Source organism: Paenibacillus rhizophilus (assembly GCF_003854965.1).
Taxonomy (GTDB): Bacteria; Bacillota; Bacilli; order Paenibacillales; family Paenibacillaceae; genus Paenibacillus_AQ; species Paenibacillus_AQ rhizophilus.
Map to the genome: position 1 here is coordinate 38,391 of NZ_RQPI01000007.1, position 25,634 is coordinate 64,024.

The window sequence follows — 25,634 nt, forward strand, 5'->3', positions numbered from 1 at the left end:
AATAAAACGAAACTTAGGAGGAACTATTCAATGACTGTAAAAGTAGGTATTAACGGATTTGGCCGTATTGGCCGCCTCGCTTTCCGCCGGATTCAAGACGTGGAAGGTATCGAAGTGGTAGCGATTAATGACCTGACCGATGCCAAGATGCTGGCGCACTTGTTGAAATATGATACAACTCAAGGCAAATTCCAAGGCGAAGTTGAAGTTCATGACGGATTCTTCAAAGTGAACGGCCAAGAAGTTAAGGTTCTGGCTAACCGCAACCCTGAAGAACTGCCTTGGGGCGACCTGGGCGTAGATATCGTTCTGGAGTGCACAGGCTTCTTCACTTCCAAAGAAAAAGCTGAGCTTCACCTGAAAGGCGGAGCGAAAAAAGTCGTTATCTCCGCACCTGCTACAGGCGAAATGAAGACTGTTGTATACAACGTTAACCACGACGTTCTTGACGGTTCCGAAACCGTTATTTCCGGCGCATCCTGCACAACGAACTGCCTGGCTCCTATGGCCAAAGTTCTGAACGACAAGTTCGGTGTTGTTGAAGGCCTGATGACTACAATCCATGCTTACACCGGCGACCAAAACACGCTGGACGCTCCGCATAGCAAAGGCGACTTCAGACGCGCCCGTGCTGCTGCCGAGAACATTATCCCTAACACCACTGGCGCTGCAAAAGCAATCGGGCTGGTTATTCCTGCGCTGAAAGGCAAACTCGACGGTGCTGCTCAACGCGTACCGGTACCTACAGGTTCCCTGACAGAGCTGGTTACTGTTCTGGAGAAGAACGTAACGGTAGACGAAATTAATGCGGCAATGAAAGAAGCTTCCGATCCGGAAACTTACGGCTACACGGAAGACGAAATCGTATCCTCCGACATCAAAGGCCTGACTTTCGGTTCCCTGTTCGACGCTACGCAAACTAAAGTTCTGTCCGTTGGCGACAAGCAGCTCGTTAAGACTGTAGCTTGGTACGACAACGAAATGTCCTACACTGCTCAGCTCGTTCGTACGCTGGAACACTTCGCAAAACTGACTAAATAATTTAAAGATTTTAAATAGCATCATTCATAGAGCGGAAACAGCAGTTTATTGTTTCCGCTCTTTTCCGAAATACAAGACAATCGCAGCATATTTCGCCTAATCGTATGTTATAGTTCTTTCGGAAAAACGGATGCCGTCCTTTAGAAGGTCGCAGCCGTTTCTTCTTGATGCAAACTCTATGCGGTGCCCCTGTATTCCAAGAGTGGAACAATTCCGGGTGTGGAGGTTAAAAGTCATGAGCAAAAAAAGTGTCCGTGATGTAGAAGTAACAGGTAAACGCGTATTTGTCCGCGTGGATTTCAACGTGCCGCTGGAAGATGGCAAAATCACCGACGACACGCGTATCCGCGAGACGCTGCCGACGATCAAATATTTGATCGAAAACGGAGCTAAAATCATTCTGGCGAGCCATATGGGCCGTCCTAAAGGCCAATTCGTCGATTCCATGCGTCTGACTCCGGCTGCCGAGCGTCTGTCCGTGCTTCTGGGCAAACCGGTTGCCAAAGCTGACGAAGCGGTTGGCGAAGCGGTAAAAGCGAAAATCGCCGAATTGAAAGAGGGCGACGTTCTCGTGCTTGAGAATGTCCGTTTCTACCCGGGTGAAGAGAAGAACGATCCGGAGCTTGCGAAGCAGTTCTCCGAACTGGCCGATCTGTTCGTTAACGACGCATTCGGCGCGGCGCACCGTGCGCATGCTTCGACCGAAGGTATAGCCCATTATCTGCCGGCCGTATCTGGACTTCTGATGGAGAAGGAATTGAACGTTCTGGGCAAAGCCTTGTCCAATCCGGAGCGTCCTTTCACCGCGATTATCGGCGGTTCGAAGGTTAAAGACAAGATCGACGTTATCGACAACCTGCTGACGCTGGCAGACAACGTGCTGATCGGCGGCGGGCTGTCTTATACTTTCTCCAAAGCTCAAGGACACGAAGTCGGAAAATCCTTGCTCGATGAAGAAAAAATCGATACCGCACTTGGCTTTATTGAAAAAGCAAAGAAGCTCGGCAAGAACTTTCTGCTGCCGGTTGACGCTGTCGTGGCCGACAAATTTGGTGCCGACGCAAACACGAAGACCGTAGACATTTCCGAAATTCCGGCAGACTGGATGGGTCTGGATATCGGTCCGAAGACCGCCGCAATGTATGCAGATGTAATCAAGAACTCCAAGCTGGTCGTTTGGAACGGACCGATGGGCGTATTTGAAATCGATATTTTCGCAGAAGGCACGAAAGCAGTTGCTGAAGCCTGCGCGAAAACCGAAGGCTACACCGTTATCGGCGGCGGCGACTCCGCAGCTGCGGCTGAGAAGTTCAAGCTGGCCGATCAAATGGACCATATCTCCACCGGCGGCGGCGCATCGCTTGAATTCATGGAAGGCAAGGCTCTTCCTGGCGTAGTGGCGCTGAACGACAAGTAAGACGTATAAAGGGAGGCAAGCTTTGCTATGAGTAGAACACCAATCATTGCTGGCAACTGGAAGATGTTCAAGACGGTTCCGGAAGCCGAAAGCTTTTTCGCCGAGGTTAAAGGCCAGGCGGAAGTAGAAGGCGTAGAAACGGTAATCTGCGCTCCATTCACCAATCTGCCGGCTCTGACGAAAGCGGCTCAAGGCACGAACATCAAGATCGGCGCCCAGAATCTGCATTTCGAGGACAACGGTGCTTACACGGGTGAAATCAGCGGCGTTATGCTGAAGGATCTCGGCGTAGACTATGTTATTCTCGGCCACTCCGAGCGCCGTGCTTACTTCGGTGAAACGGACGAAATCGTGAACAAGAAGATGCATGCGGCATTCCGCCACGGCATTACTCCAATCGTATGCGTAGGCGAGAAGCTCGAAGAGCGTGAAGCCGACCAAACGAAGGAAGTCTGCAAAGTGCAAACCGAAGGCGCGTTCCAAGGTCTGAGCGCGGAGCAGGCAGCCCAAACCGTTATCGCCTATGAGCCAATCTGGGCTATCGGTACCGGCAAATCCTCCACTTCGGCGGATGCCAATGAGGTTATTGCTTACATCCGCAGCCTGATCAAGGATCTTTATGATGAAGTGACTGCCGAAGTTATCCGTATCCAGTACGGCGGCAGCGTGAAGCCGGAGAACGTTACCGAATATATGGGCCAAAGCGACATCGACGGCGCTCTCGTCGGCGGTGCAAGTCTGCAGCCTGCTTCCTTCATCCAGTTGGTTGAGGGGGCGAAGTAATGTCTGCACCTAGACCGGTAGCACTGATTATTATGGACGGTTTCGGTCTGCGTAACACGGCGGAAGGCAACGCCGTCGCACAGGCCAACAAGCCTAACTACGACCGTTACCTGAAGCAATACCCTAACACGACGCTTACCGCCTGTGGCGAAGCCGTAGGACTTCCGGAAGGTCAAATGGGCAACTCCGAAGTGGGACACCTTAACATCGGCGCAGGCCGGATTGTATACCAGGATCTGACCCGCATCGATAAGTCCATTCGCGACGGAGAGTTTTTTGAGAATGAAACGCTGGTGGAAGCGGTAAAACACGCCAAGTCGACCGGCAAAAAGCTGCATTTGTACGCGCTGGTATCCGACGGAGGGGTACACAGCCATATCAATCACTTGTTCGCCATGCTTGAGCTTGCCAAGAAGGAAGAGTTGAACGACGTGTTCATCCACGCCTTCATGGACGGTCGCGACGTGCCGCCAGACAGCGGCCAGAAGTTCGTTCAATCTCTTATTGCGAAGATTGAAGAATTAGGGGTAGGCAAAATCGCTACGGTATCCGGACGTTACTTCGCAATGGACCGCGACAAACGCTGGGATCGGGTGGAAAAGGCTTACCGCGCCATGGTTTACGGCGAAGGACCGAAATTTACGGACGCATTGCAGGCGATCACAGCTTCGTACCAGAATTCCGTGTATGATGAGTTCGTTGAGCCTTGCGTGATCGTGGACGGAGAAGGCAAACCGGTAACGACCGTGGAAAGCGGCGATTCCGTCGTATTCCTGAACTTCCGCCCGGACCGTGCCATTCAGCTGTCCCAAGTATTTACGAACGCGGATTTCCGCGGCTTTGATCGGGGCCCGTTGTTCCCGCAAAATCTTCATTTCGTCTGCTTGACCACGTTCAGCGAAACCGTTCAGGGATATGTCGCCTACAAACCGAAGAATCTGGACAACACACTCGGCGAAGTGCTGGTTCAGAACAACAAGAAGCAGCTGCGCATTGCGGAGACCGAGAAGTATCCGCACGTAACGTTCTTTTTCAGCGGCGGACGCGACGTCGAACTGCCGGGAGAGACCCGTATTTTGATCAACTCCCCGAAAGTGGCAACGTACGACCTGCAGCCGGAAATGAGCGCCTACGAGGTGGCTGCCGCTTGTGTGGCTGAGATTGAAGCAGACAAACACGATGCCATTATTCTGAACTTCGCCAATCCCGACATGGTTGGGCACTCCGGCATGCTGGAGCCGACGATTAAGGCGGTTGAAGTGACAGACGAATGTGTAGGCAAAGTAGTCGAGGCTGTTCGCGCCAAAGGCGGCGTGACGATCATTATTGCCGACCACGGCAATGCCGATATGGTATTCGACGAAGAAGGCCGTCCTTTTACGGCGCATACGACCAACCCAGTTCCGTTTATCTTGACGGATGAGAATGTGGTTCTTCGCGATCACGGCATTCTCGCGGATGTGGCGCCGACGATTCTGGACCTGATGGGCCTTCCGCAGCCTGCGGAAATGACCGGACAATCCATGATTGCCAGCCGCAAGTAATAAGGACAAGACTTTACGATGTACTGCAAGGCTTATCAAGACTAAATCTTTGTTAAAAAGGAGATTGAATTGACATGACCATTATTTCCGACGTTTATGCACGCGAGGTACTTGACTCCCGCGGCAATCCTACTGTTGAGGTTGACGTTTACCTGGAATCCGGCGCGAAAGGCCGCGCTATCGTTCCTTCCGGCGCTTCCACTGGCGCTCACGAAGCCGTTGAGCTTCGCGACGACGACAAATCCCGTTACTTGGGAAAAGGCGTTCTGAACGCAGTGAAGAACGTTAACGAAATCATCGCTCCTGAAGTTATCGGCATGGACGCTCTGGACCAACTGGGCATCGACAAAGCCATGATCGCTCTGGACGGAACGCACAACAAAGGCAAACTGGGCGCCAACGCCATCCTGGCTGTTTCCATGGCAGTAGCCCGCGCTGCAGCCGCAGCTCTGGACGTGCCTCTGTACACATACCTCGGCGGATTCAACGCTAAGCAGCTTCCGGTTCCGATGATGAACATCGTTAACGGCGGCGCTCATGCCGACAACAACGTTGACGTGCAAGAGTTCATGGTTCTCCCAGTAGGCGCTCCTACTTTCAAAGAAGCTCTGCGTACAGGCGCGGAAATCTTCCACAACCTGAAATCCGTACTGAAAGGCAAAGGCCTGAACACTGCGGTTGGCGACGAAGGCGGCTTCGCTCCTAACTTCACTTCCAACGAAGACGCACTGTCCTCCATCATGGAAGCCATCGAAAAAGCCGGCTACAAACCGGGCGTTGACGTATTCCTGGGCATGGACGTTGCTTCCACTGAGTTCTTCAAAGATGGCAAATACCACCTGGAAGGCGAAGGTAAATCCTTCACTCCTGCGGAATTCGTTGACCTGCTCTCTTCCTGGGTTGACAAATACCCGATCATCACAATCGAAGACGGCTGCTCCGAAGATGACTGGGAAGGTTGGAAACTGCTCACCGAGAAACTGGGCAACAAAATCCAACTGGTTGGCGACGACCTGTTCGTAACCAACACCGAGCGTCTGGGCAAAGGTATCGAAGAAGGTATCGGCAACTCCATCCTGATCAAAGTTAACCAAATCGGTACGCTGACTGAAACATTCGACGCGATCGAAATGGCAAAACGTGCAGGCTACACTGCTGTTATTTCCCACCGTTCCGGTGAGTCCGAAGACAGCACCATCGCCGACATCGCCGTTGCTACCAACGCTGGTCAAATCAAAACAGGCGCACCTTCCCGTACTGACCGTATCGCCAAGTACAACCAACTGCTTCGTATCGAAGACGAACTGGGCGAACTGGCTCAATACAACGGCCTGAAATCCTTCTACAACCTGAAAAGATAATAGGGTTCACTCGAACCTTATGAACGGTTAAGATATAGAGACTGCTTCCCGGTCATTTAATGATCGAGGGGCAGTCTTTTTTCAATAGTGTGCGGCCTGCAACGTGTCTCAGCAATCAATTAAGTTGTATTACTACAGGCTGTATGGTAAAATAAAAATGCTGTTTATGAAACGTGAGTAGTAAATTCCCATAGATAGTGATGCTTAGGCGTAGGGGGTGGAATGAATGGATATTTTTCTGAAAGTGCTGCTTCTGATTTTTTCTATCGGACTGATTACGGTGGTTCTGCTGCAAAAAGGCAAGAGCGCAGGCCTTGCAGGCGCCATCTCCGGTGGAGCTGAGCATCTGTTTGGCAAGACGAAAGCGCGGGGTATGGACCTGGTGCTGCAGCGTATAACGGTAGGACTGGCGGCGGGATTCTTTATTCTGTCCATTATTGTTGCCGTTGTGGTTGACTAAAATAGACTAATGGAACCTTCGCTCTTTACGATGGAGCGGGGGTTTTTTTGTAGCTGGCTTGGGATATGTAAGAATTGGAAAATGGAACTCTGCAAACGTGGATCCTATTGCCCAGCCGACATTCCTTAGGCAAAGACAGATGCGGGATAGAAGTTGGATTTCTAAGCAAGAATAACAATAAGAAGGACGGAACTTACCGAATCGCTATAAAATGGTGGAGGAAGCGGCGTCTTGTTCGAAACGGGATTTTGCAGCGGCGGGAAGGGATGCCGAGGATTGATTTCGTGTATACTAGGGTATGAAGTATATAAGACATAAAAGTACATACCAGCCGGCGGCCTGCGCCGCGGCGGGCCGAGGTGACGATGATGATAACACAAGAGAATCTGCTGGATTTCATGCGGGAAACCGCTTATAAACCGATGACTTACGAGGAATTGATTGACCATTTTCATTTTGCGGAAGAAGAGGTGCTGAAGGAGTTTAACGTTTTGCTGAACTCCCTGGAGCAAGAAGGACGGATCGTGCTGACCCGTACCAGACGCTATGGCGTGCCGGAGCGGATGGATTTGCTGCGCGGACGTCTACAGGCCCATGCGAAGGGCTTTGCCTTTTTAATACCCGACGACCGGGAGCATCCCGACGTGTACATTCATGCCAACGATATCAAAAGCGCCATGAACGGCGATATCGTCCTTGTCCGGGTTACCTCGCGGAGCCATGCCGGCGGCCGGATGGAAGGTGAAGTCGTGCGCATTGTGCGCAGAGGCGTGCTGCAGACGGTCGGCGTGTTTCAGAATCTGGAGACTTACGGCTTTGTGCTGCCGGATGATAAGCGGATTAACCGCGATATTTTTATCCCGAAGGAATCGTTTAACGGTGCAGTCGATGGGGAAAAAGTCGTGGTCCGTATTGTAAACTATCCGGAAGGGCGCGCGGCGGCGGAAGGGGAAATTATCGAAATTCTGGGACATAAGGATGATCCCGGCGTCGATATTTTGTCCGTTATCCGCAAGCATCAACTGCCGGAGGCTTTTCATGAAGAAGTCATGGCCGAAGCGAATGCCGCTCCCGATTCCATTACGGAAGAAGAAATCGTGGAACAGGGCCGCCGCGACCTGCGGGGCCTGAATATCGTCACCATCGACGGGGAAGACGCCAAAGACCTGGATGACGCGGTCAACGTCGCCCGTCTGGAGAACGGCCATTACAAGCTTGGCGTGCATATTGCCGACGTCAGCTATTATGTGCGCGAGAACTCGCCGCTGGATAAGGAAGCGTATGACCGGGGCTGCAGCGTCTATCTTGTCGACCGGGTCATTCCGATGCTGCCGCACCGTCTGTCGAACGGCATCTGCTCTTTGAATCCGCAGGTGGACAGGCTGACGATGTCCTGCGAGATGGAATTCGACGAGAATATGAAGGTCGTGAAGCACGATGTTTTTACCAGCGTGATCCGCACCAAGGAACGGATGACCTACACCAATGTGCGTAAAATTCTGTTGGATGAAGACCCAGAGCTGCTGAAGCGCTACGCTCCCCTTATTGAGGACTTCCGGCTGATGCGTGAAATTGCGATGAAGCTGCGGGATGCGCGTATGCGGCGCGGTGCGGTCGATTTTGACTTCCAGGAGAGCAAAATCATCGTCGACGAAAACGGCAAAGCGGTCGATATCGTAAAAAGGGAACGCTCTATCGCGGAGCAGATCATTGAAGAATTCATGCTGGCGGCGAACGAGACGGTGGCTGAGCATTTCCACTGGCTCAAGGTGCCGTTCCTGTACCGGATTCACGAGGACCCGGACCCCGAGAAGCTGCAGAACTTCATGGCGTTCGCAGCCAACTTCGGCTATCACGTCAAGGGACGGGGCAACTCCGTGCATCCCCGGGCGCTGCAAAAGCTGCTGGAGGATATTCAGGGAACGAAGGAGCAGACGGTCATCAGCACGATGATGCTCCGCTCTATGAAGCAGGCGAAGTACGACGCAGAGAGCACAGGACATTTCGGGCTGGCCGCCGAATATTATTCCCACTTCACGTCACCGATCCGGCGGTATCCCGACCTCGTTATTCACCGGGTTATGCGCGAGGTGCTGGAGGGCGGCGGGGCGCTCAGCGAGAAACGCCAAGAGTATCTGGCGAGCCGGATGCCGGACATCGCCCAGCAGTCCTCCGAGCGCGAACGCGTCGCGGTAGAGGCGGAGCGGGATACGGAGCAGCTTAAAAAGGCGGAGTACATGTTGGACAAGGTCGGCGAGGAATTCGAGGCGATGGTCAGCAGCGTGACCAGCTTCGGCATGTTCGTCGAGCTGGAAAATACCGTCGAAGGGCTGATCCGTCTGAGCAATCTGACGGATGATTATTACCACTTCGACGAGGGCCACATGGCGCTCATCGGCGAGCGCACCTCGAAGGTGTTCCGCATCGGCGACGAGGTGAAGATCCGCGTCGCCAAGGTGAACATGGACGACCACACGATCGACTTCGAGCTGGTCGACATGAAGCCGCGCGCGGCAGGCGAGCACCGCAGCGGAGGCTTTGGCGGCGGCCGCGGAGGCAAGGGCGGGCGCGACCGCCGAGGCGGCCACGGTGCTCCGGCTGCCGCTGGCGCCGGAGGCGGCAAGAGCCGCGGCGGCGGTAAAGGCGGTGCCGCCGCCGGTGCGGGCGGCCGCGGCAAGCGAGGCCGCGGCGGGCGCGTACTCGGCGCCGAACAGGCCGGAGGCGCCGCCGAGCGCAGCGGCGGCCGGGCACGCGGCGGCGAAGCGCCGGCCGGCCGGGGCAGAGGCAACGGCGGCGCATTGGCCGCCGGCGCAGGGCCGGGCGCTGGTGCGCGCAGCCCGAAGGGCGAAGCCGGGGATGCCGGCGGTTCCCGCGGCATCAACTTCGGCTTCGGCTCCGGCAAGGGCGGCTACGGTGCGCCGCCAAGCGGGCCGAACGGCCGCGGCGACGTGTACACCGGGATCAACGGCGACACGAAGTTCCGTACCCGCGAGGACCTCGGGGGCGACTTCGGTGGCGGTGGGGCCGCAGGAGCGGCAGGAGGCAAAGGCCGCCGCAAGAGAAAATCGAAAAACGGCGTCTTTATCGGCGAGTCGGTGACGCCGGGTAACGTCGAGGCCGCTACCGATTTCAGCCCTAAAAGCGGCGAAGGCAGGAAGCGGAAGAAGAAAAAATAAAGCTGGATCATTTAACTTTTCATGATAATCAAAGCGCTGTGTCTCTCGGTGACGGGGAGCGGCGCTTTTTTTACTGATAGATGACCGACTATAAAGATGTCCTGACTTTAACCTGGCGTAAGGATACACGTTGAAAATCGGCAGCTTCTCGGCGATTTCATTGAGCCAACGATTCCTCTGACTGCCCGAAGTACTTTGAACCGTTCATTTTATCCGGAGGAAATGGGCGGGAGCAAACGCTTTTATCGTTCCTTGCTTTAGCGGGAGCGCTTTTGATACAATAGAAGTCGGACGTTTTCTGTTCGGTTGATTTGCATGCAGCAACAGCAGATGAAGAGACGCCGTAACTATCGGATCAAGGAGTGATTGTCATGGGTAAAAAAGCAGACGGGAAAGTGCTCGCCCAGAACAAAAAGGCTTCCCATGATTATTTTATTGAGGACACCTACGAGGCGGGCATGGTGCTGACGGGAACGGAGATCAAATCGCTGCGCAATGGCCGTGCGAATATCGGGGATGCGTTTGCTACGATCCGCGGCGGCGAGATTTTTGTGCACAACATGCATATCAGTCCATTCGATCAGGGCAACCGAGCCAATCCGGACGACCCGACGCGTACGCGCAAGCTCTTGCTGCATAAAGAACAAATCAGCAAGTTGCTCGGGCACTCCAAGCAGGAAGGGTACACGATTGTGCCGCTGAAAGTCTACGTCCGCAACGGCTACGCCAAGCTGCTGCTGGGCATTGGCAAAGGGAAGAAACAGTACGACAAACGCGACTCCGCTGCCAAACGCGACGCGCAGCGCGATATACAGCGGGCATTGCGGGAGAAGCAGAAAGTCGCAAGATAAGACTGCCAAACTCAGCCTTTGTTTCCTGCAAGTTCTATATGATTATGCTGCAAAATGTGATATACTCTTTTATGTAAGGCAAATGCTTCAGATTATCTTTTCGCCAGATGGCGGGAAGGATAATGGATACGGATCGCTCTTGCCGGCGATTCCCTTGATCCAGGAAGCCCTTTTAATGAGGGGCCGTTTTTGGATTCGACGGGGGTAGTTCGAGCATGGGTAGCGAGTAGTGGGGACGCGTCCGCTTCATCAACGCTAAAGCCTATTAAACGGCAAACAACAAACAAACTACGCTTTCGCAGCCTAAGAAACTGTGTGCGTGCTTCTACCCTGCATCGCCCATGTGACAGGGATAGGGGCTAACAAGTAGTGGGATACGCCGCTTGGTCTCCGCCTGGGGTCAACGGAAGAAGATAATCAGGCTGACCCGAAGGGAATCCGGTGACAGGGAGTCTCTAGGGTGACATCAAATCTGTCACTACACTCGTAGAAGCTTATGTGGCGTTATCTTCGGACAGGGGTTCGACTCCCCTCGGCTCCATATGGAGTATCAGTGAAGACACCTTTAGGGGTGTCTTTTTGGTATGAAGATCTATTATTTGGAGATGATAGAAGTAATCAAATAATAGATTTGGAGTGATTCTAATGAGTCAAGTTATAGTTGAATCTGAAATAAGTCAAGCTCTTCAGGATTATAAGCAGTTAGCTGAGCGTTTGGTAAGAAAAGGTTCAGTTTTTTCTCTTTTTAAATTACAAACGGAGTTAATCCGGAAGCACTCATCGGGCGACGATGAGGAGCTTGTACAAGAAATGATATTTGACTTCATGGAAATATTGAAGCAAGTAGTGGATGAAAATGTGACCTGTCCAAAATGCAATAAGCCCTACACATTTAGAATCTGCACTGGACTTAGCCGCGAGCATGATAATGGAATCGAGCTTACTTGTGAAGTGTGTGGTGATTGTTACAGTCACTCCGAGCAAAGAGAACTTGTGACTTACTTTAATATTAATGCTTGGAAAGAAGCTGATCATTTAAGAAGAAGATCTAGGGGATTTACAGTAACGTACACACTAGAAAGCTTGGCTGCAAAGGCAGTACTTTTCATTTATGACGATATGCTAAAGCGGCCTGAGCTACGAATCAACGGACACAGAGTTTTTGACCCTGCAGAGGTAAAAACTTATTGGGAGCACTCGAAACGTATAATTAAACAGTGGAAAAATGGAGAAGAAATAATAGAAGAAAGTTCTCGAGTAGGCGATGGAGTATTTTATCGGCTGGATGAAGTTATATAATTGTCTGAGCCCTTTCTAAATAGTTGTAGATAATTAGCAGGTATGTCCTAAGCGGGAGTGCCTGCTTTTTCATGCCCAAAATCCAATATACCAATGGAAACTGTATCCAGGTAACTATTTATGTGTGTATGTCGTCGGAGCGTCAGGCCGAGAAGGAATTGTCGATTCCTGCTCAAATCAAAGCCATCCAGCAGTATTGCTAAGACAAGGGGTGGCACATCGTCAGCGAATTCATTGAAAAAGGGAAATCGGCCAAAACGGATGATCGGCCGGAGTTTCAGAAGATGATTGCATTATCGAAACGCTCCAACCGTCCTTTTGACGATGTTGTTGTCCATAAGTTCGACCGTTTCTCGCGGAAACGCTATGACGATGTCATCTACAAAGCTCTGCTCCACCAATGGGGAGTCAAAGTCATTTCGGTGATGGAGAAAACAGAAGCGGAGACGCCGCAGGATATGCTTTTGGAGGGGATGCTGGAGATCATCAGTGAGTTCTTCAACGTGAATCTGGCGACCGAGGTTCAGAAAGGAATGACGCAGAACGCGAAGCAAGGGTACAACAATGGCGGCACACCTCCGTACGGCTATCGGACGGAGCATATTGCTCTCGGGCATCAGAATACAAAGGCCGTGTGGGTGCCGGGGCCGCGAGAGGAAATCGACGTTGTACGCTGGATATTCAATCAGTATGCGTATGAAGGTATGGGGTACCACAAGATCGCGTCTGAGCTGAATCAGCGGCAGATACCGACGCAGAAGGGGCGTACGTGGTCGGCAAGTACGATAAGAGCCATTATCTTTAATGAAGCCTATATCGGAAGCAAGGTGTGGAACAAGCAAGATTATCAGACCAAGGGTAAAAAGTGGCAGGATCGCTCGGAATGGATCATCACGGAGAATGCTCATCCGGCTAACATTACCAAGGAATTGTTTGAACAATGTCAGACTGTCGCCAAGCAACGCAACAACGGCGGGGGTGAAACGCATAAGCCATTTGGCTCCAAGCCCGCATCGCCCTTCTGGTTGCGTGGAGTTATGGTATGCGATAAATGCGGGTCAAGGATGGTCGGGACTCAACTTCTACACGGAGTAAAAGCGGCGGGCAACGGTATTATGTATTCGGTGGTTATTTGCGGAAAGGCAAAGAGTTCTGCCCGTATGTAGGCTGGCGGAAAGAACTGGTTGAAGAGATTGTCACCAACAAGCTCCGTACAACACTGTTGCAGCTGTCGATGGACAACCAGTTGGAGGAAGAAATCCGCATGTATCATAACGAGAATAACAAGCTTGTCGTCGCTCAGATATCCAGCTTGGCGGCGGAGATCGCTTTTTTGGAGAAACGTGTGGATGCGATTAAGGACGATATACAGGCTTGTAAGGGCAAGTCGTTTCATCAAGAGATGCTGGATGAGATGCAGACGGAATTAACGGAGAAGAAGGCCGAGCATGAGACGTTGTCAGCAGGACTACATGAGATCGATGTGCCGGAAGAATACAGTACTTCTGTAAAGTATGATATTCAGACGCTGATTGGATTACTGGATGCGGAGGTGCAGAATCCGATTGTTGCATTCGTTGATTGGCAAGTTTGTATCGCAGGTACGGGTGAAGAGGGAGACGAAGCATCTGCATATTACGGTGCGATTTGCGAACGCGGATGAGGTTTTGTATGAGAAGAACATTGTAGGCACGCTGTAATGCAATTATAAATTAGCTCGGCCGACAAAATGCTTTGACAGTGAATTCATGGTGTGGGAATATTGGGATATCTCATTCCAATATATTGAAGGAGTTGTTGCGATTGTCGGCCGAGCTTCGCATCAGTATTCAGGGCAAAAATCCACCGTCGTGGGCGATAGGCGATCAGAGCGGTACATACTTTTCATATTATGAAAATGACCATGGGGAGCAGTGGGTGGCAAAGCGTGAAGGCGATGTTCTCCATGTTTCGGGACTTGATATCGACTGGGAAGAGTTATAACTTAGTGTTGAACAAGCTATAGCGGAAAGTAATCGTATTCTCGATCAAATTGTTGCAAGCACACTGGTGCAGACAAGGGGGATTTCAGAGAGCGGAACTAAATCATATTTGGAAAACGTTATTGATCGAAAACGTGAAAACACTGGGCAACTCCCTTTGGCAAATCTTATCCTTGGACAGGGTGAGATGTTGTGGATAGCAGGGGTGCTGAATGCTGTTATATCACAGATGAAACGACTTCAAGGCATCTGAACGAATGAGGATAATTTGTAGGGGAGAGAGTATTGTATGTCAGTAGATTTGTTTAAGCCAATTGTTCCTATGGATAAGCTGAATAGAAACTTTTCAATATTAAAAGATGGTGCATTGAATGAACCAACACGAGTAATGATGAATAAGGCATTTGAATTTTTCAATGACATTGATGGAAACTTTTTGGAACAATTTCAAACTACTGGTTTTGACGCCCGAGTCTTTGAGTTATACTTGTCCTCCTACTTTTTGGAGTCAGGATATAAACTTAATCGCGATTATGAGCGGCCTGATTTTATAGTAGAACGTGACGGATTAAAAGTTGCTATTGAGGCTACAACAGTTAATCCAACTGTAGATAAGAAACAAAGAATTGACGGAAAGAAAGCCCATCGAGATTTATCTGTAGAGGAATTATATGAAAAATTGCGTAATGAGCTACCAATAAAGTTTGGAAGCCCACTTTTTTCAAAGCTAAAGAAAAAATATTGGGAACTCGATCATTGCAAAGATATGCCTCTCGTTTTAGCTATAGAAGCATTTCATGAAGAAGATTCATTGAGTTTTACAAGTAATGCATTAATACAGTATCTATATGGTAAAAGGCAAGAACTGCATGTTGACCAAGAGGGTCGAGATTCGGTATATAAGAGTGATATTAATGAGCACAGATCGGGGAACAAAGTTATTCCATCCGTATTTTTTCAACAACCTAACACTGAAAATATTAGTGCAATTATATTTACTAACAGCGGAACAACGGCGAAATTCAAAAGAATGGGTTACTATTACGGATGTGTTAGTAGGTTTATAAAGATGTACCGAGAAGGGGTGTGTTATGACTTTGATCCGAAGGCTTTAAGACCTAAAGAATTTAAGTACGATCTCGATGATCGTATTGATGAATCTTGGGGGGAAGGATTAGAAGTTTTTCATAACCCCAATGCAAAATTTCCGTTACCAAAAGATTTTTTCGATGATGCAGCATATCATTATTTAGAAAATGGAGAAGTTTTATCATTCTTGCCAGAGTTTCATATATATCATTCTAAGACATTAGCAATTGAATTTGAAGATAATTTAATTTTGCCTGAAAATATTAAGAGAGTTATGAAGACAGACGTCGATAGACGTATTCCAAGTAGAGTTGAATTGCCGAAGTATCCTGAAAAATGTTGGTTGCTAAAAGGTCAAAGGATTGGCATCATTGTTATGGATGTGGAGGAAGAAGCGTTCCTGTCCTTCATATATGAATATGATGATGAAGGTTTTGAAGTTGCCAATATGAGTTCATTCAAAGGATTTAATGAAGCGGGGACATATCTAGTTGAGAGTTTATGATATCTGGTTTATAGTATGTGGATTTTAGTATGTCACTACTAGCCGGTTCCAGGATGTCTCTCGGGTAGCTTCGCTCCAATAAAGCACGAAAAGCCGATGAACGAGTGGAAGCAGAGTCATTGGATAGTGTGACGATTTTATTGAGTGCCATTTATAATTTGCAGTATTTCACCCGTAAATTTAGGGAAATATTATGTAATATGTATACATTAAGTGAAATTATGTTTATTGCAAACGGGGGAAGTATGGAACAGTATCTGAAAGAATTTTTAAGCATTAATAATTTATCCGAAGAATCAATAAGTAATGACAAGCGGCTTCAAGGCTTATACGAGAGAATACCTCAATGGCTAAGTGAAATTGAAGAGCCACATCGACCGATTTTTTTATTGCTTCTAAAGTATTTAAATTACTTTAATAGAGAGAAAGTTCATAATACCTTCGTATCAGTTTACGAGCGATTCAGATTAAGCGAGACTAGTTGGGAAAATACCATATACGCACCAATCACGCCTAAAAGGCCCATTTACAATGGAACTAACGAGTTTTTCTCAATTTTTAGGGAGGTATGTAATCCAGAGGTAAGACCTACACGGATAGCATTCCAGCTTCGTGATTTTTTGAAGATGTTCAATACTTCAGAGGTATCTAATATTGTTCTTATTGATGATATCATCGGAACAGGAACAACATTCAGGGATTTTCTAAATCCTCTTATTGAGGAATTTTCTCACCAATTTAAAAATAAAAAAATATATGTTTTATGTTTAGTGGCCCATCCTAAAGGAATTAACAAGATGAATTCTATAGGTAAGCAACATGGAATTGAAATACACTGCATCAACGGATATGGATTATCTAAGGCTTTTGAGCAAGGAATGCTTTTTAAAACAGAAAAAGAAAGAATAGCAGCAAAACAGATTGTTAAATTTTATGAAGAAAAAGTCGCGAAACGCAATGATGATATAATGGGTTTCCAAAATTCTGAGGGATTAGTTGCTTTCTTTCATAATACACCCAACAATACCTTATCAACATTTTGGGAACAGGAGGCAAAGGTAACGTGGCATCCCATATTCCCACGTACAATTAGAGGAGAGGAACTTCCAATCGAGAATTCAGTGAATACACTGGAGGCAATAAAGAAAAGAGACATTAAAAAGAATAATTTAGCAAAGGTGATTTACTCAAAAATCAAGGAGAAACTAACAAATGGAACAACGCGATAGAGTAGCTCGAAGAAAAGCACCGAAATTGAAAATAAAAGAAATAGTTATTATACTTTACTTGTCTGAACAGGGGACGGAATACTCTCATAAGGATTTACAAACTTTATTATCCCTTAACTTTCGTGAATTGGATAATTTAGTCCAGAAATTGATCGATAATGAATACATCAAATATACGTCATATGGAGGTTACATAGTCACTGGAAAAGGGGAATCATTTCTTTCACAATATAATTTGTCGGACTTTTCAGTGATAGGTTCTCTCAAGGATGACCATAGGTACATAAACATGAAACCAAATTTTCTAGATTTGTATATCCCTAAAGACTTCAAATTCAAAATATGATATCATAAAATGACAAGGCAATGGGTTGATTAGGTAAGTTGGGGGGCGATGTCGCCTTTCCAAAAAAGTAATGGTACTAAATTTATCATTTGTTTTTTTCTGTAACAACCCATTGCTTTGTTGTCTAAAATCTAGCCTCGGAAGTGGAACAATGAGTGAATATCTAGATAGCCTTCGTGGAAAAATGGTTAGCACAGGTTACTCAACTGAGTACATAGAGTTATGTATAAAATATGCAAATGATCTAGAGAATAATAATGTTCCAGTTATTTTTGATAAGGCTCATTTTCTTTTGTTAACTGGACTAAAAACAAGCGAATTAAGAAATATACTAACAAATAAGCCAGAGCATTATCATGAATTTGAACTTTTGGTGAATTATCGATTAAGAAATATACTTGCTCCAAACCCTTTATTAAAACAAGTGCAGAAATGGATACAGGTCTTTATCTTAAAACCACTTAAAGTATCTAGTTGGGCGACTGCTTACAAGCCAGGAACATCTATTATCAAGAATGCTAAAGTTCATGTTAAACAAGATTGTGTAATTAATCTAGATTTAAAGAATTTTTTTGATAGTATAACGTCTGTAAGAGTACATAAAATATTCCGTTCGGCTGGGTATACTAAAGAACTAGCTACACTTTTCACTCAAATATGTACTCTTGAGAAATGTTTGCCCCAAGGTGCTCCGACAAGTCCATATCTTTCAAATTTGATTTGTAGAAATCTAGATCAAGACTTAGCTATATTTTGTCAGTCAAGAGCTATAAGATTTACTCGTTACGCAGATGATATGACTTTTTCTGGTGGCGTTGAAATAGAGAATTATATTCCGAACATTCGAAAGACTATAACCAAGCATGGTTTTGTCATCAATGAAGATAAAAGCCAAGTATTATTCCGTAATCAGCGACAAGTAGTTACAGGCTTGGTGGTAAATGATAAGGTAGCAATAAAGAAGGAATTTATACGTAAATTAAGTCAAGAGATTCACTATTGTTTACGTTTTGGAGTCTCTAACCATATATTAAATTCCAGAATAAATAAATCAAATTATAAAGATCATTTGTTTGGTAGAGTATATTATATAAGGATGGTAAATAAACCATTGGGAGATATTTTATTGAAAAAATTAGAGAGTATTGACTGGGAATATTGAAATTTGGTTCTTAGAGGACGGAAGAAGATAATCAGGCTGACCCGAAGGGAATCCGGTGACAGGGAGTCTCTAGGGTGACATCAAATCTGTCACTACACTCGTAGAAGCTTATGTGGCGTTATCTTCGGACAGGGGTTCGACTCCCCTCGGCTCCATATGGAGAAGAAAAGACACCTTGAGGGGTGTCTTTTTTGATAGGTATGGGTTTGAATCGTTAGAGATAAAGAAGCTCTGCCGTTTCCGCGGAGAGGATAGGATATTGAGGAGGCTCTTCGGGACGGTCTCCCGTGCCATGGATTTTACAACTCTATTTTGCATGCTTATCTGGCTGATGAATACCAAAAAGATTTCCTTCTGTATCAATGTAATACCCTTGCCACGCCATTCCAGGCAGTGCGAGATTACCTCCAAGATTTAGAATTTTGGTTTCAGTAGAATCGTAGTCTTCTACTCCCATGGTACACGCGTATCCATTCATTGCCTGACCGGGTTGTGGGGAAGCACCTTGACGCTGCATCAAAGCCCCGTTGATTCCGGGCTGATTTACATCGCCTGTCACGGCTCCCCAATAGGACATTCCAGCATAATCACTCCAATCCTCAAATGTCCATCCAAACACCTCGCCATAAAATTTCTTAGCGCGTTCCATGTCATCTACATGAATTTCGAAATGAACTAGTCGGCCCATGATTTCCTCCAGTATTTTGACATCCTGCCTCTTCTATTATACTTTCCTTTTTTGTGAAATATATAAAATTTAATTGAAAATCTTTCGTGGTCTGTGCAAGACTCAGGTGACATCAAATTTGTCACTATACTCGTAGAAGCCTATGTGGCGTTATCTTCGGACAGGGGTTATTGCTGTTCATTTTTTCTTACGCCTGCAGGGAATTGTTGAGCGTATCGCGGCGAGTGATCAATCCGGGTAACAGCAGACTTAAATAAACAAGCCCAGATGAATCTGGGCTTGTTTATTTAAGTCTAAAAGTCACCTGCATTGAAACCGCATTCCCGCTGCAATGGGAATTTATTCTGCTTTCGTTATCGTTTTACTCTTTCTGTTTTTCCAAATGGTGAGCACAATGGATGAAACGGTTAGAAGCAAAAAGATTAATGAGATTGGATGAGCGAAAAAGGGGGTAATTTCCGAATTGATTTGCAAAGCCTTCATTAGTTCCTCTTCCGCTTTCGGACCCAGGAGCAGACCCAAAATGATCGGACCTATAGGGACGTCTATTTTATCCAACACATAACCGATTAATCCGAAAATGACGACCATCCATACATCGACCATCTGGTTGTTCAATGCAAATGCTCCCAAGCAGCTGAACACAATAATGCTCGGAACGAGTACCGCCATCGGAATGTAGGAAATGCGGACCAGTAAAGGCAGTAAGGCGGTTTGGGTAATCAACAGCATAAAGGCGCTCAACAAGAGGGCGACGAAAATGGATTGGGCCAAAACCGGCTGGGCTTGAAACAATCCGGGTCCTGGTGTAATTCCGTGCATAATCAGGACGCCAAGCATGACCGCTGAGGCCATGTCTCCCGGAATGCCAAGCGTAATCGAAGGGATAAACGATCCCCCGGCGTTTGCATTGTTGGACGCTTCAGATGCGATAATTCCGCCCGGATGCCCTGTGCCGTATTTTTCCTTGTCTTTGGCAAACTTTTTAGCCTGGTCATAGGCAATGAAGGCGGCCGTTTCCGCTCCGGCGGCAGGCAGCGCTCCGATCAAGACGCCGATAATCGATGATTGTACGACGACAAATTTCTCCCGAATCATATCTTTACATACTTGCAGCATCGGGATGCGAATGTTTGCTTTCGTTTTGGGTTTACTAATTGGATTTCGCAATTCTTCTATATTTTTCAGCAGCGTGGATAATCCAAAAAGTCCCATGAGAGCAGGCAGTGGTGCAATTCCCGAAGCCAGACTGTCCATACCGAAGTCGAATCGGAGCTGACCGTTCGGATCATATCCGATCGTGGCAATCAATAAACCGAACAATCCCGCGATCAGCCCCTTAAGCAGCGATGCACCGCTCAACCCGGCAATGAGCGTCAATGCGAATACCATGAGAGAGAACACTTCCCAGGGACCGAATTTAAGTGAAATTTTTGCCACCAGCGGACCAAAGAAAAACAAAATGATCGCTCCGAATATTGTACCGAAAACCGACGCTATGATGCCCAGGCCAAGCGCCCGTCCCGACTCTCCCTTCTGAGACATGGGGTGTCCGTCGAACATGGTGGTCACCGCCGACGGTGTTCCGGGGATACCGATCAGAGTGCTTGTTACCAAACCGCCGGACGCGCCGCCGGTATAGATGCCGATCATCAAGGTCAAGCCTGAGATCGGGTCCATGCCAAAAGTAAAAGGCAAAGCAAGTATGATAGCGGTCGTAAATGTGAGCCCCGGTATGGTGCCGGCAATGATTCCAGCTAACGTTCCGATAAACAGATAAAAAAGATTGACCAGTTTAAGGACCTCATAAAAAGCCTGTAGGACGTGTACGTAATCCATGCGTATTCACTCCTGTGTATCATACTAAGGCAGGATAACCTGCAATTCATTCTCAAAAATAAACTGAATGACAAAAGTTAAAATCAAAGACAGAGGAATATATATCAAAAGCTTTTTCTTCAGAAACGAGATATTGAGCACAAGATATCCGACAAAAAGGAACAAAACCGTGCTTGGAAAAAATCCTAGAATCGGCATTAAGATCAAATAAATCATAAACCATGCGAACATGAAGGGTACGCGCCAATGATGCCGCAAGAAAGCGATTGAAGCTCCTTTAGCGCCTTCGCCCTGTTGTTTGCTCTTTTTGAGGAAGCTTGATACTAGAAGGATGAGTGAAGAGAAGATGAGCGCATAAATGATTATTCTTGGGAAAAAAGCGGAGGAAACGGCCTGTGTGCCAGATTTCTCCGCGAAAAGCCGGGAATTGATAAGAAAAATCCCGGCTATGGTTAAGGTAACGATTGAAAAGATTTTGTCTGCCATAGAAATACCCCTTACTTCATTTTGTCTGCAAGCTTGGCCATTTCCGCGTCCAGATCTTTCACAAAAGTGCTGAACTCGTCATGCGGCACGAACTTCGGATTGCTGCCCAAGTCTTTGATTTTTTTCTGCAGCTCCGGATCTGCCAAAGCTTTCTCGTATGCGTTGTCCAGCACATCGAGAATTTCGGCCGGAGTTCCTTTCGGTGCAAACATTCCACGGGATACCGGAAGGGAGAAATCGATACCCTGTTCAATCATTGTAGGCACATTCGGCAATGCGGCATCGCGCTCCGTGTTAACGATACCGAGCGGTACCAGATCGCCCGACTCAAAATATCCTTTACCGGATGCGTAGTCGGCAACCATACCTTCGACCTGATTGGCGACCATGGCGGCATATTGTGGCCCGGTACCCGGATAGTTTACGTATTTCAACGATTTCGTATCTACGCCCGCTTTGTCCAAAAGCGACGCAATGGTGTAGTGGTCCTCGGATCCGACCGTATAGGCCCAAATCACTTTACCGGGATTTTTTTTCACATAATTGATAAAATCGGTCATGTTTTTGACATTGTTCTTTTGGGAGAATTCTTTGGTGACTGCAGGAATGTGCGGGGTGGACGTAATCTGGGCGATGCCTTCGAAAGAAGAAAAGCTGTAATCTACAATTCCGGTATGCTGCGCTGCGGCAACAACCTGGTGAGATCCGAGAATCGTATAGCCGTCCGGAGCGGCATCTTTTACATACCTGGAACCAATAGTTGCCGATGCGCCTGCCATATTGACTGGTACAATCGGTTTGCCCAGATGCTTCTCGGCGTAAGAGGCGACCAACCGGAACAATACGTCGGAACCTCCGCCTGGCGGATAAGGGAAACCATTTTTTGCGGACGATTATTTAATTGAATTCCGGTTTTTAAGCTTCTATTAATATAGATGGGTAAGAATCTCTTAATGTCAGGAAAGCCAGAAATGAGGGGAGAATGATGAGAATGTCGACGAAAAAGAAAGAACGAATAGAAGAAATAACTCTGCTAAGGGCGTTTGCGTTTCTTGCAATTACCATGCAGCACAGCATAGCGGAATATATTTACCGGAGCGATATTTTGCAGTCCGATGCTATCATGCTGGCGATGCTGTTTGATTTCACACGCTTCGGGACGCCGACATTTGTGTTTCTTTCCGGGCTGCTGCTGTTTTACAACAACAACGGCAAGCTTTCCTATTGGCCCTTTGTTCGAAAAAGGCTGATGGATATTTACTTACCGTTTGTATGCTGGACGGTCATTTATTGGATCGCCGTACAGTGGCTTGCGTTCGGTCAATTGGGAAATCCGGCAGACTGGCCGAGGACGTTGCTCCATGAGTTGTTCCTGCCGACATACGGTTATCATCTGTGGTTTATTCCAATGATTTTTCAATATTATCTCTTGTTCCCGCTGTTTGCGCTCGTGATCCAAAAGGTGCGCCAAAAGCTTCAAGCGAAGCCGGGAGAAGCGTCCTTCAGCCGCGTGTTTATGATTGTTGCCGTGATGGGTGCGTTATACGGCATCCTGATGTGGTTATCCAGTTACCGGATGCCGGACTGGGCGGCCGATTGGGGCGGGTTCTGGGCGAGCGCACTCTCTTATCGGTCGTACTATTTTGTTTTTTACTTTTTCTACTTTCTGCTTGGTGCGGTTTGCGCCTATGGAATTCAGCGCTGGCGGCGTTTTGTGGAAGATGGCTTTGTCTGGTTCGGATTTGCATTTATTGCGCTGTACATCTGGCAAGGTCATGAGATCCTTAACCATTCCACGGAAACCATAAACCTGAACTATGCCGGATACTTGAGGCCTTTTACCTTCGTTCTTATCGTGTCCCAGCTGCTGCTGTTGTACGGTGTGGTATGGATCGTACAGAAGAGGGGAGGAGCTGCGCGCAAGATGTTTCGCTTTATCGGCACTTATTCCTTTGGCGGTTTTCTCGCGCATGCCTTTGTTCTGATGCTGATCAGCACCATCACCAGGCCGCTTGCGCTCACCGGCTACCATCTGCCTGTGGCGGTCCTTACCTTTGTGCTAACGGCGGCGGGTTCGATCACGCTTGCCAAGCTGCTCAGCAAGCTGTCGTTCGGGCGGTGGCTCGTCGGAACGACAGGGAAGCAGGCGAACCGAAATCGGATAGATGCCAGGCCGGCGCAACAAACCTTTCCTCAATAAAGCGTATATAGAGTAACGTTGTTAATGTGAGAGGCTCTTTCCAAGCCGAAGAAATATTCTGAAGCCCAAATTATCTGCACGGCGGCTCTATATGGCAGCGAAAGACACCCGAAAGGGTGTCTTTTTCGTTTTCTCGGCTGTTTTGGACTTATACATGGCGGTTAAAGAGCCCGTTATGATACGGTTCTTGAGATCCGCTTTTAATAGATAGAGTGAGTATCACAGGAGCATCAGTGGAGCGATAAGAAGCATTTAAATGATATAATAACGAATAGAGCTGATTCCGCTTGAATTGCTGATATACTAAATACATATTATCCATTTTTTATAAAGGGGATATATATTAGAGTGAACTATTTCTGGGGATTTTCGTGGGAAGGGCTTGTGGTTTTCATATTGGTTATGATACCTAATCTGTTTTATTTTTGGCTTCCAAATTCAAGTGGATCGGGAAGAACCCCAAGCAAACATTTGATTTTGGATATTATGGAACATGGAAGTCAAGCTATTTTCATTTTTCTTCTAGTGTTTTTGATAAGTAAACAAGGCGCCCCCATGTTAAGTCCATATACTATAGGCATGGCAATATTATTGCTTTTATATTATTTGTTATGGATATTCTATTTTCGAGGCTACAAAAATTTCACCGTGCTGCTTGGAATGGCTGTTGTACCTGTGGCGTATTTCATTCTGGCGGAAATTTGGCTTCATAAGATTCCTGCTGTTGTGCCGACCGTGATTTTTGGAGTCACGCATATCGTTATTACATACATAGATTATCGTTCGGCACATTAAAGTTGGACCCGCAGAAGCCCATGTGCGCGCCATCGGGGTATGCAACTTCCATGAGCAGCATTTAAGCCGCGCCGCCATACGCGAAAATCCCAACAACAAAAAGGAGCCTGCCACTAAATGAGATTGCGAGCTCCTTTTTTTGAATGATCATGCAAAGATCCTGCTAACTTTCTCGACTTCGTCCGGAAGCGACTTTCCTATTTCTTCTACCATATCGTTTGTGATTCCCAGGTTTTGCATGACTCTTGCATTTATGGGATGCTGTACTTCGAGTCCGATCAGCCTTTGATAGTATTCTGTGCTGATGCAGTCGGCTACGTGAATGAGTTCAATTTCGTTTAAATTGTCTGTGGACAGCAAAGGGGAATGGTGGTATTTAACAACGAGCCCCAGATCTTCGGGAAGACCCCATCGTTCGCAAATCCAGGAGCCGATATCGGCGTGAGTCTTTCCTCCCAAGGAGATTTTTTCCGCCACGATATGATGGACGCCTCTATGCATAGCTTCATATATCTTATCAACAAGCTCCGGAAGACACGCGTTGAGGATGGCGAAGCCAATATCATGACATAGGCCATAGGAGAAAAGCTGGAATTTGTCCCCGATCTTCAGTTTGGACGAGAGCATATTGCAGGCTGCCGCGGTTCCAAGGTTATGTTTCCAATATTGATGGGCTGAGAAAAGCGTCGATTTTCCTAATTCATCATGGAATAACAGTTCTGTAATAAAATAAATCAACAAGTTCCGCATCGTTTTCATGCCCAGGAAGACTATGGCTTCATTTATATTATTGATCGTTCTGGATATTTGATAATATCCGGAATTCACATTTGCCAGAACCGCTTGATTCAATCCATCGTATAGGGATACTTTTTCCGCCAGAAGGTCGACGTCCAGCAGATCCGGTTGTCTGATCATTTCAAAAATATCACGGATTGCCGGTGGAATAACGGGCATTTTTGGCGAAGCTTCAAGCGCCTGGTACACGTCTATTTGATTCATGATTTTTCACCTCCTCCAATTCTTTGGCGATACATGTCGACATGTTTCGTGAACGTGAAATTGTAGCCAGACCGCTTAATTATATTATATATAGAAGTGTAATTCGTGGATAAAATGTTACAAATACCCGGTGCCCAGCAGATCGAAGGAAGCGGCGGACCTAAGAACGTCTAAATTGTATAAAAAATGTGAGATCAACAAGCGGGTTTGCCGGTTTTCTGCCGACATGAATCCGCTTGTTTTATTTGGAATGTTCTGTTAAACTAATAATAATTAAGAACTTATGTTCCTATTTATTGAGTGTGAGCATCTACGGATGTTATAATTAGTTGCTCCAAAAAATACTAGAATTAAGATATTAAGGGTTTATTGGCTGGCG

The 25,634-nt window shown here is 47.3% G+C and carries 24 protein-coding genes and 1 other RNA gene; 20 read left to right on the forward strand and 5 right to left on the reverse strand.

The genetic code is table 11. The features are described 5' to 3' along the window. Positions 1 to 30: 30 nt before the first annotated feature. The 18 genes from gap to EH198_RS13840 all read left to right on the forward strand — a co-directional run bounded on the left by gap (position 31) and on the right by EH198_RS13840 (position 18,245). On the forward strand, positions 31 to 1,041 hold the full coding sequence (gene gap / locus EH198_RS13765; RefSeq protein ID WP_124696107.1) for a type I glyceraldehyde-3-phosphate dehydrogenase: 1,011 nt from the start codon (positions 31 to 33) through the stop codon (positions 1,039 to 1,041). A 235-nt stretch (positions 1,042 to 1,276) separates the two neighbouring features. After that, on the forward strand, positions 1,277 to 2,458 hold the full coding sequence (locus EH198_RS13770) for a phosphoglycerate kinase (RefSeq protein ID WP_124696108.1): 1,182 nt from the start codon (positions 1,277 to 1,279) through the stop codon (positions 2,456 to 2,458). 27 nt (positions 2,459 to 2,485) lie between these two features. Next, complete coding sequence (gene tpiA / locus EH198_RS13775) at positions 2,486 to 3,241, forward strand: triose-phosphate isomerase (protein ID WP_124696109.1); 756 nt, start codon at positions 2,486 to 2,488, stop codon at positions 3,239 to 3,241. Further along, complete coding sequence (gpmI, locus tag EH198_RS13780; protein WP_124696110.1) at positions 3,241 to 4,785, forward strand: 2,3-bisphosphoglycerate-independent phosphoglycerate mutase; 1,545 nt, start codon at positions 3,241 to 3,243, stop codon at positions 4,783 to 4,785. Before tpiA ends, gpmI begins: the two co-directional genes overlap by 1 nt. Before the next feature lie 74 nt (positions 4,786 to 4,859). Further along, the gene (gene eno, locus EH198_RS13785) at positions 4,860 to 6,146 is read left to right on the forward strand and encodes a phosphopyruvate hydratase (RefSeq protein WP_124696111.1); all 1,287 of its coding nucleotides are present in this window, start codon (positions 4,860 to 4,862) and stop codon (positions 6,144 to 6,146) included. 226 nt (positions 6,147 to 6,372) lie between these two features. Further along, positions 6,373 to 6,606, forward strand: coding sequence for a preprotein translocase subunit SecG (secG, locus tag EH198_RS13790; protein WP_124696112.1), 234 nt, complete (start codon positions 6,373 to 6,375; stop codon positions 6,604 to 6,606). A gap of 368 nt (positions 6,607 to 6,974) precedes the next feature. Beyond that, on the forward strand, positions 6,975 to 9,782 hold the full coding sequence (gene rnr, locus EH198_RS13795; protein ID WP_124696113.1) for a ribonuclease R: 2,808 nt from the start codon (positions 6,975 to 6,977) through the stop codon (positions 9,780 to 9,782). 371 nt (positions 9,783 to 10,153) lie between these two features. Next, positions 10,154 to 10,633, forward strand: coding sequence for an SsrA-binding protein SmpB (smpB, locus tag EH198_RS13800; protein ID WP_025699847.1), 480 nt, complete (start codon positions 10,154 to 10,156; stop codon positions 10,631 to 10,633). Between the two features lie 179 nt (positions 10,634 to 10,812). Then, positions 10,813 to 11,177: a transfer-messenger RNA gene (gene ssrA / locus EH198_RS13805) on the forward strand. Between the two features lie 101 nt (positions 11,178 to 11,278). Continuing rightward, on the forward strand, positions 11,279 to 11,932 hold the full coding sequence (locus tag EH198_RS13810; RefSeq protein WP_124696114.1) for a hypothetical protein: 654 nt from the start codon (positions 11,279 to 11,281) through the stop codon (positions 11,930 to 11,932). A 71-nt stretch (positions 11,933 to 12,003) separates the two neighbouring features. Beyond that, positions 12,004 to 12,135, forward strand: a complete 132-nt coding sequence (locus tag EH198_RS25355) for a hypothetical protein (RefSeq protein WP_281278011.1) — start codon at positions 12,004 to 12,006, stop codon at positions 12,133 to 12,135. Positions 12,136 to 12,150: 15 nt separating this feature from the next. After that, the gene (locus EH198_RS25175; protein WP_281278013.1) at positions 12,151 to 13,098 is read left to right on the forward strand and encodes a recombinase family protein; all 948 of its coding nucleotides are present in this window, start codon (positions 12,151 to 12,153) and stop codon (positions 13,096 to 13,098) included. After that, positions 13,065 to 13,595: a hypothetical protein gene (locus EH198_RS25180; RefSeq protein ID WP_246014294.1), complete on the forward strand. Its 531-nt coding sequence runs from the start codon at positions 13,065 to 13,067 to the stop codon at positions 13,593 to 13,595. Before EH198_RS25175 ends, EH198_RS25180 begins: the two co-directional genes overlap by 34 nt. Positions 13,596 to 13,735: 140 nt before the next feature. After that, positions 13,736 to 13,915 (forward strand): hypothetical protein, encoded by a 180-nt coding sequence (locus EH198_RS13820; protein ID WP_124696115.1) that lies wholly within the window; start codon positions 13,736 to 13,738, stop codon positions 13,913 to 13,915. Between the two features lie 288 nt (positions 13,916 to 14,203). Then, entirely contained in the window at positions 14,204 to 15,508 is a 1,305-nt protein-coding gene (locus tag EH198_RS13825; protein WP_124696116.1) for a glycosaminoglycan attachment protein, read from the forward strand. Positions 15,509 to 15,612: 104 nt separating this feature from the next. Continuing rightward, on the forward strand, positions 15,613 to 16,737 hold the full coding sequence (locus EH198_RS13830) for a phosphoribosyltransferase (RefSeq protein ID WP_148091503.1): 1,125 nt from the start codon (positions 15,613 to 15,615) through the stop codon (positions 16,735 to 16,737). Continuing rightward, positions 16,721 to 17,083 carry a hypothetical protein gene (locus EH198_RS13835; protein ID WP_124696118.1) on the forward strand — a complete coding sequence of 121 codons (363 nt, stop codon included), beginning with the start codon at positions 16,721 to 16,723 and terminating at the stop codon, positions 17,081 to 17,083. The genes EH198_RS13830 and EH198_RS13835 overlap by 17 nt, the downstream gene beginning before the upstream one ends. 151 nt (positions 17,084 to 17,234) lie before the next feature. Then, complete coding sequence (locus tag EH198_RS13840; RefSeq protein WP_185702885.1) at positions 17,235 to 18,245, forward strand: reverse transcriptase family protein; 1,011 nt, start codon at positions 17,235 to 17,237, stop codon at positions 18,243 to 18,245. 307 nt (positions 18,246 to 18,552) lie between these two features. Here the strand turns inward: EH198_RS13840 and EH198_RS13845 are convergent, their stop codons facing one another. The 4 genes from EH198_RS13845 to EH198_RS13860 form a co-directional block, all read right to left on the reverse strand. Beyond that, the gene (locus EH198_RS13845; protein ID WP_124696120.1) at positions 18,553 to 18,933 is read right to left on the reverse strand and encodes a VOC family protein; all 381 of its coding nucleotides are present in this window, start codon (positions 18,931 to 18,933) and stop codon (positions 18,553 to 18,555) included. 339 nt (positions 18,934 to 19,272) lie between these two features. Next, positions 19,273 to 20,772: a tripartite tricarboxylate transporter permease gene (locus tag EH198_RS13850; protein ID WP_124696121.1), complete on the reverse strand. Its 1,500-nt coding sequence runs from the start codon at positions 20,770 to 20,772 to the stop codon at positions 19,273 to 19,275. 24 nt (positions 20,773 to 20,796) lie between these two features. Further along, a complete protein-coding gene (locus tag EH198_RS13855) occupies positions 20,797 to 21,258 on the reverse strand; it encodes a tripartite tricarboxylate transporter TctB family protein (RefSeq protein WP_124696122.1) in 462 nt (153 codons plus the stop codon). An 11-nt stretch (positions 21,259 to 21,269) separates the two neighbouring features. Beyond that, positions 21,270 to 22,100, reverse strand: a complete 831-nt coding sequence (locus EH198_RS13860; protein WP_124696123.1) for a Bug family tripartite tricarboxylate transporter substrate binding protein — start codon at positions 22,098 to 22,100, stop codon at positions 21,270 to 21,272. A gap of 149 nt (positions 22,101 to 22,249) precedes the next feature. On the opposite strand from EH198_RS13860, the gene EH198_RS13865 reads away from it, so the two are divergent. Continuing rightward, positions 22,250 to 23,458 carry an acyltransferase gene (locus tag EH198_RS13865; protein WP_185702886.1) on the forward strand — a complete coding sequence of 403 codons (1,209 nt, stop codon included), beginning with the start codon at positions 22,250 to 22,252 and terminating at the stop codon, positions 23,456 to 23,458. A 348-nt stretch (positions 23,459 to 23,806) separates the two neighbouring features. Then, a complete protein-coding gene (locus tag EH198_RS13870; protein WP_124696125.1) occupies positions 23,807 to 24,253 on the forward strand; it encodes a hypothetical protein in 447 nt (148 codons plus the stop codon). Positions 24,254 to 24,400: 147 nt separating this feature from the next. On the opposite strand, the gene EH198_RS13875 is transcribed toward EH198_RS13870, so the two are convergent. Continuing rightward, positions 24,401 to 25,255 carry an HDOD domain-containing protein gene (locus EH198_RS13875; RefSeq protein ID WP_124696126.1) on the reverse strand — a complete coding sequence of 285 codons (855 nt, stop codon included), beginning with the start codon at positions 25,253 to 25,255 and terminating at the stop codon, positions 24,401 to 24,403. Between the last annotated feature and the right edge of the window lie 379 nt (positions 25,256 to 25,634).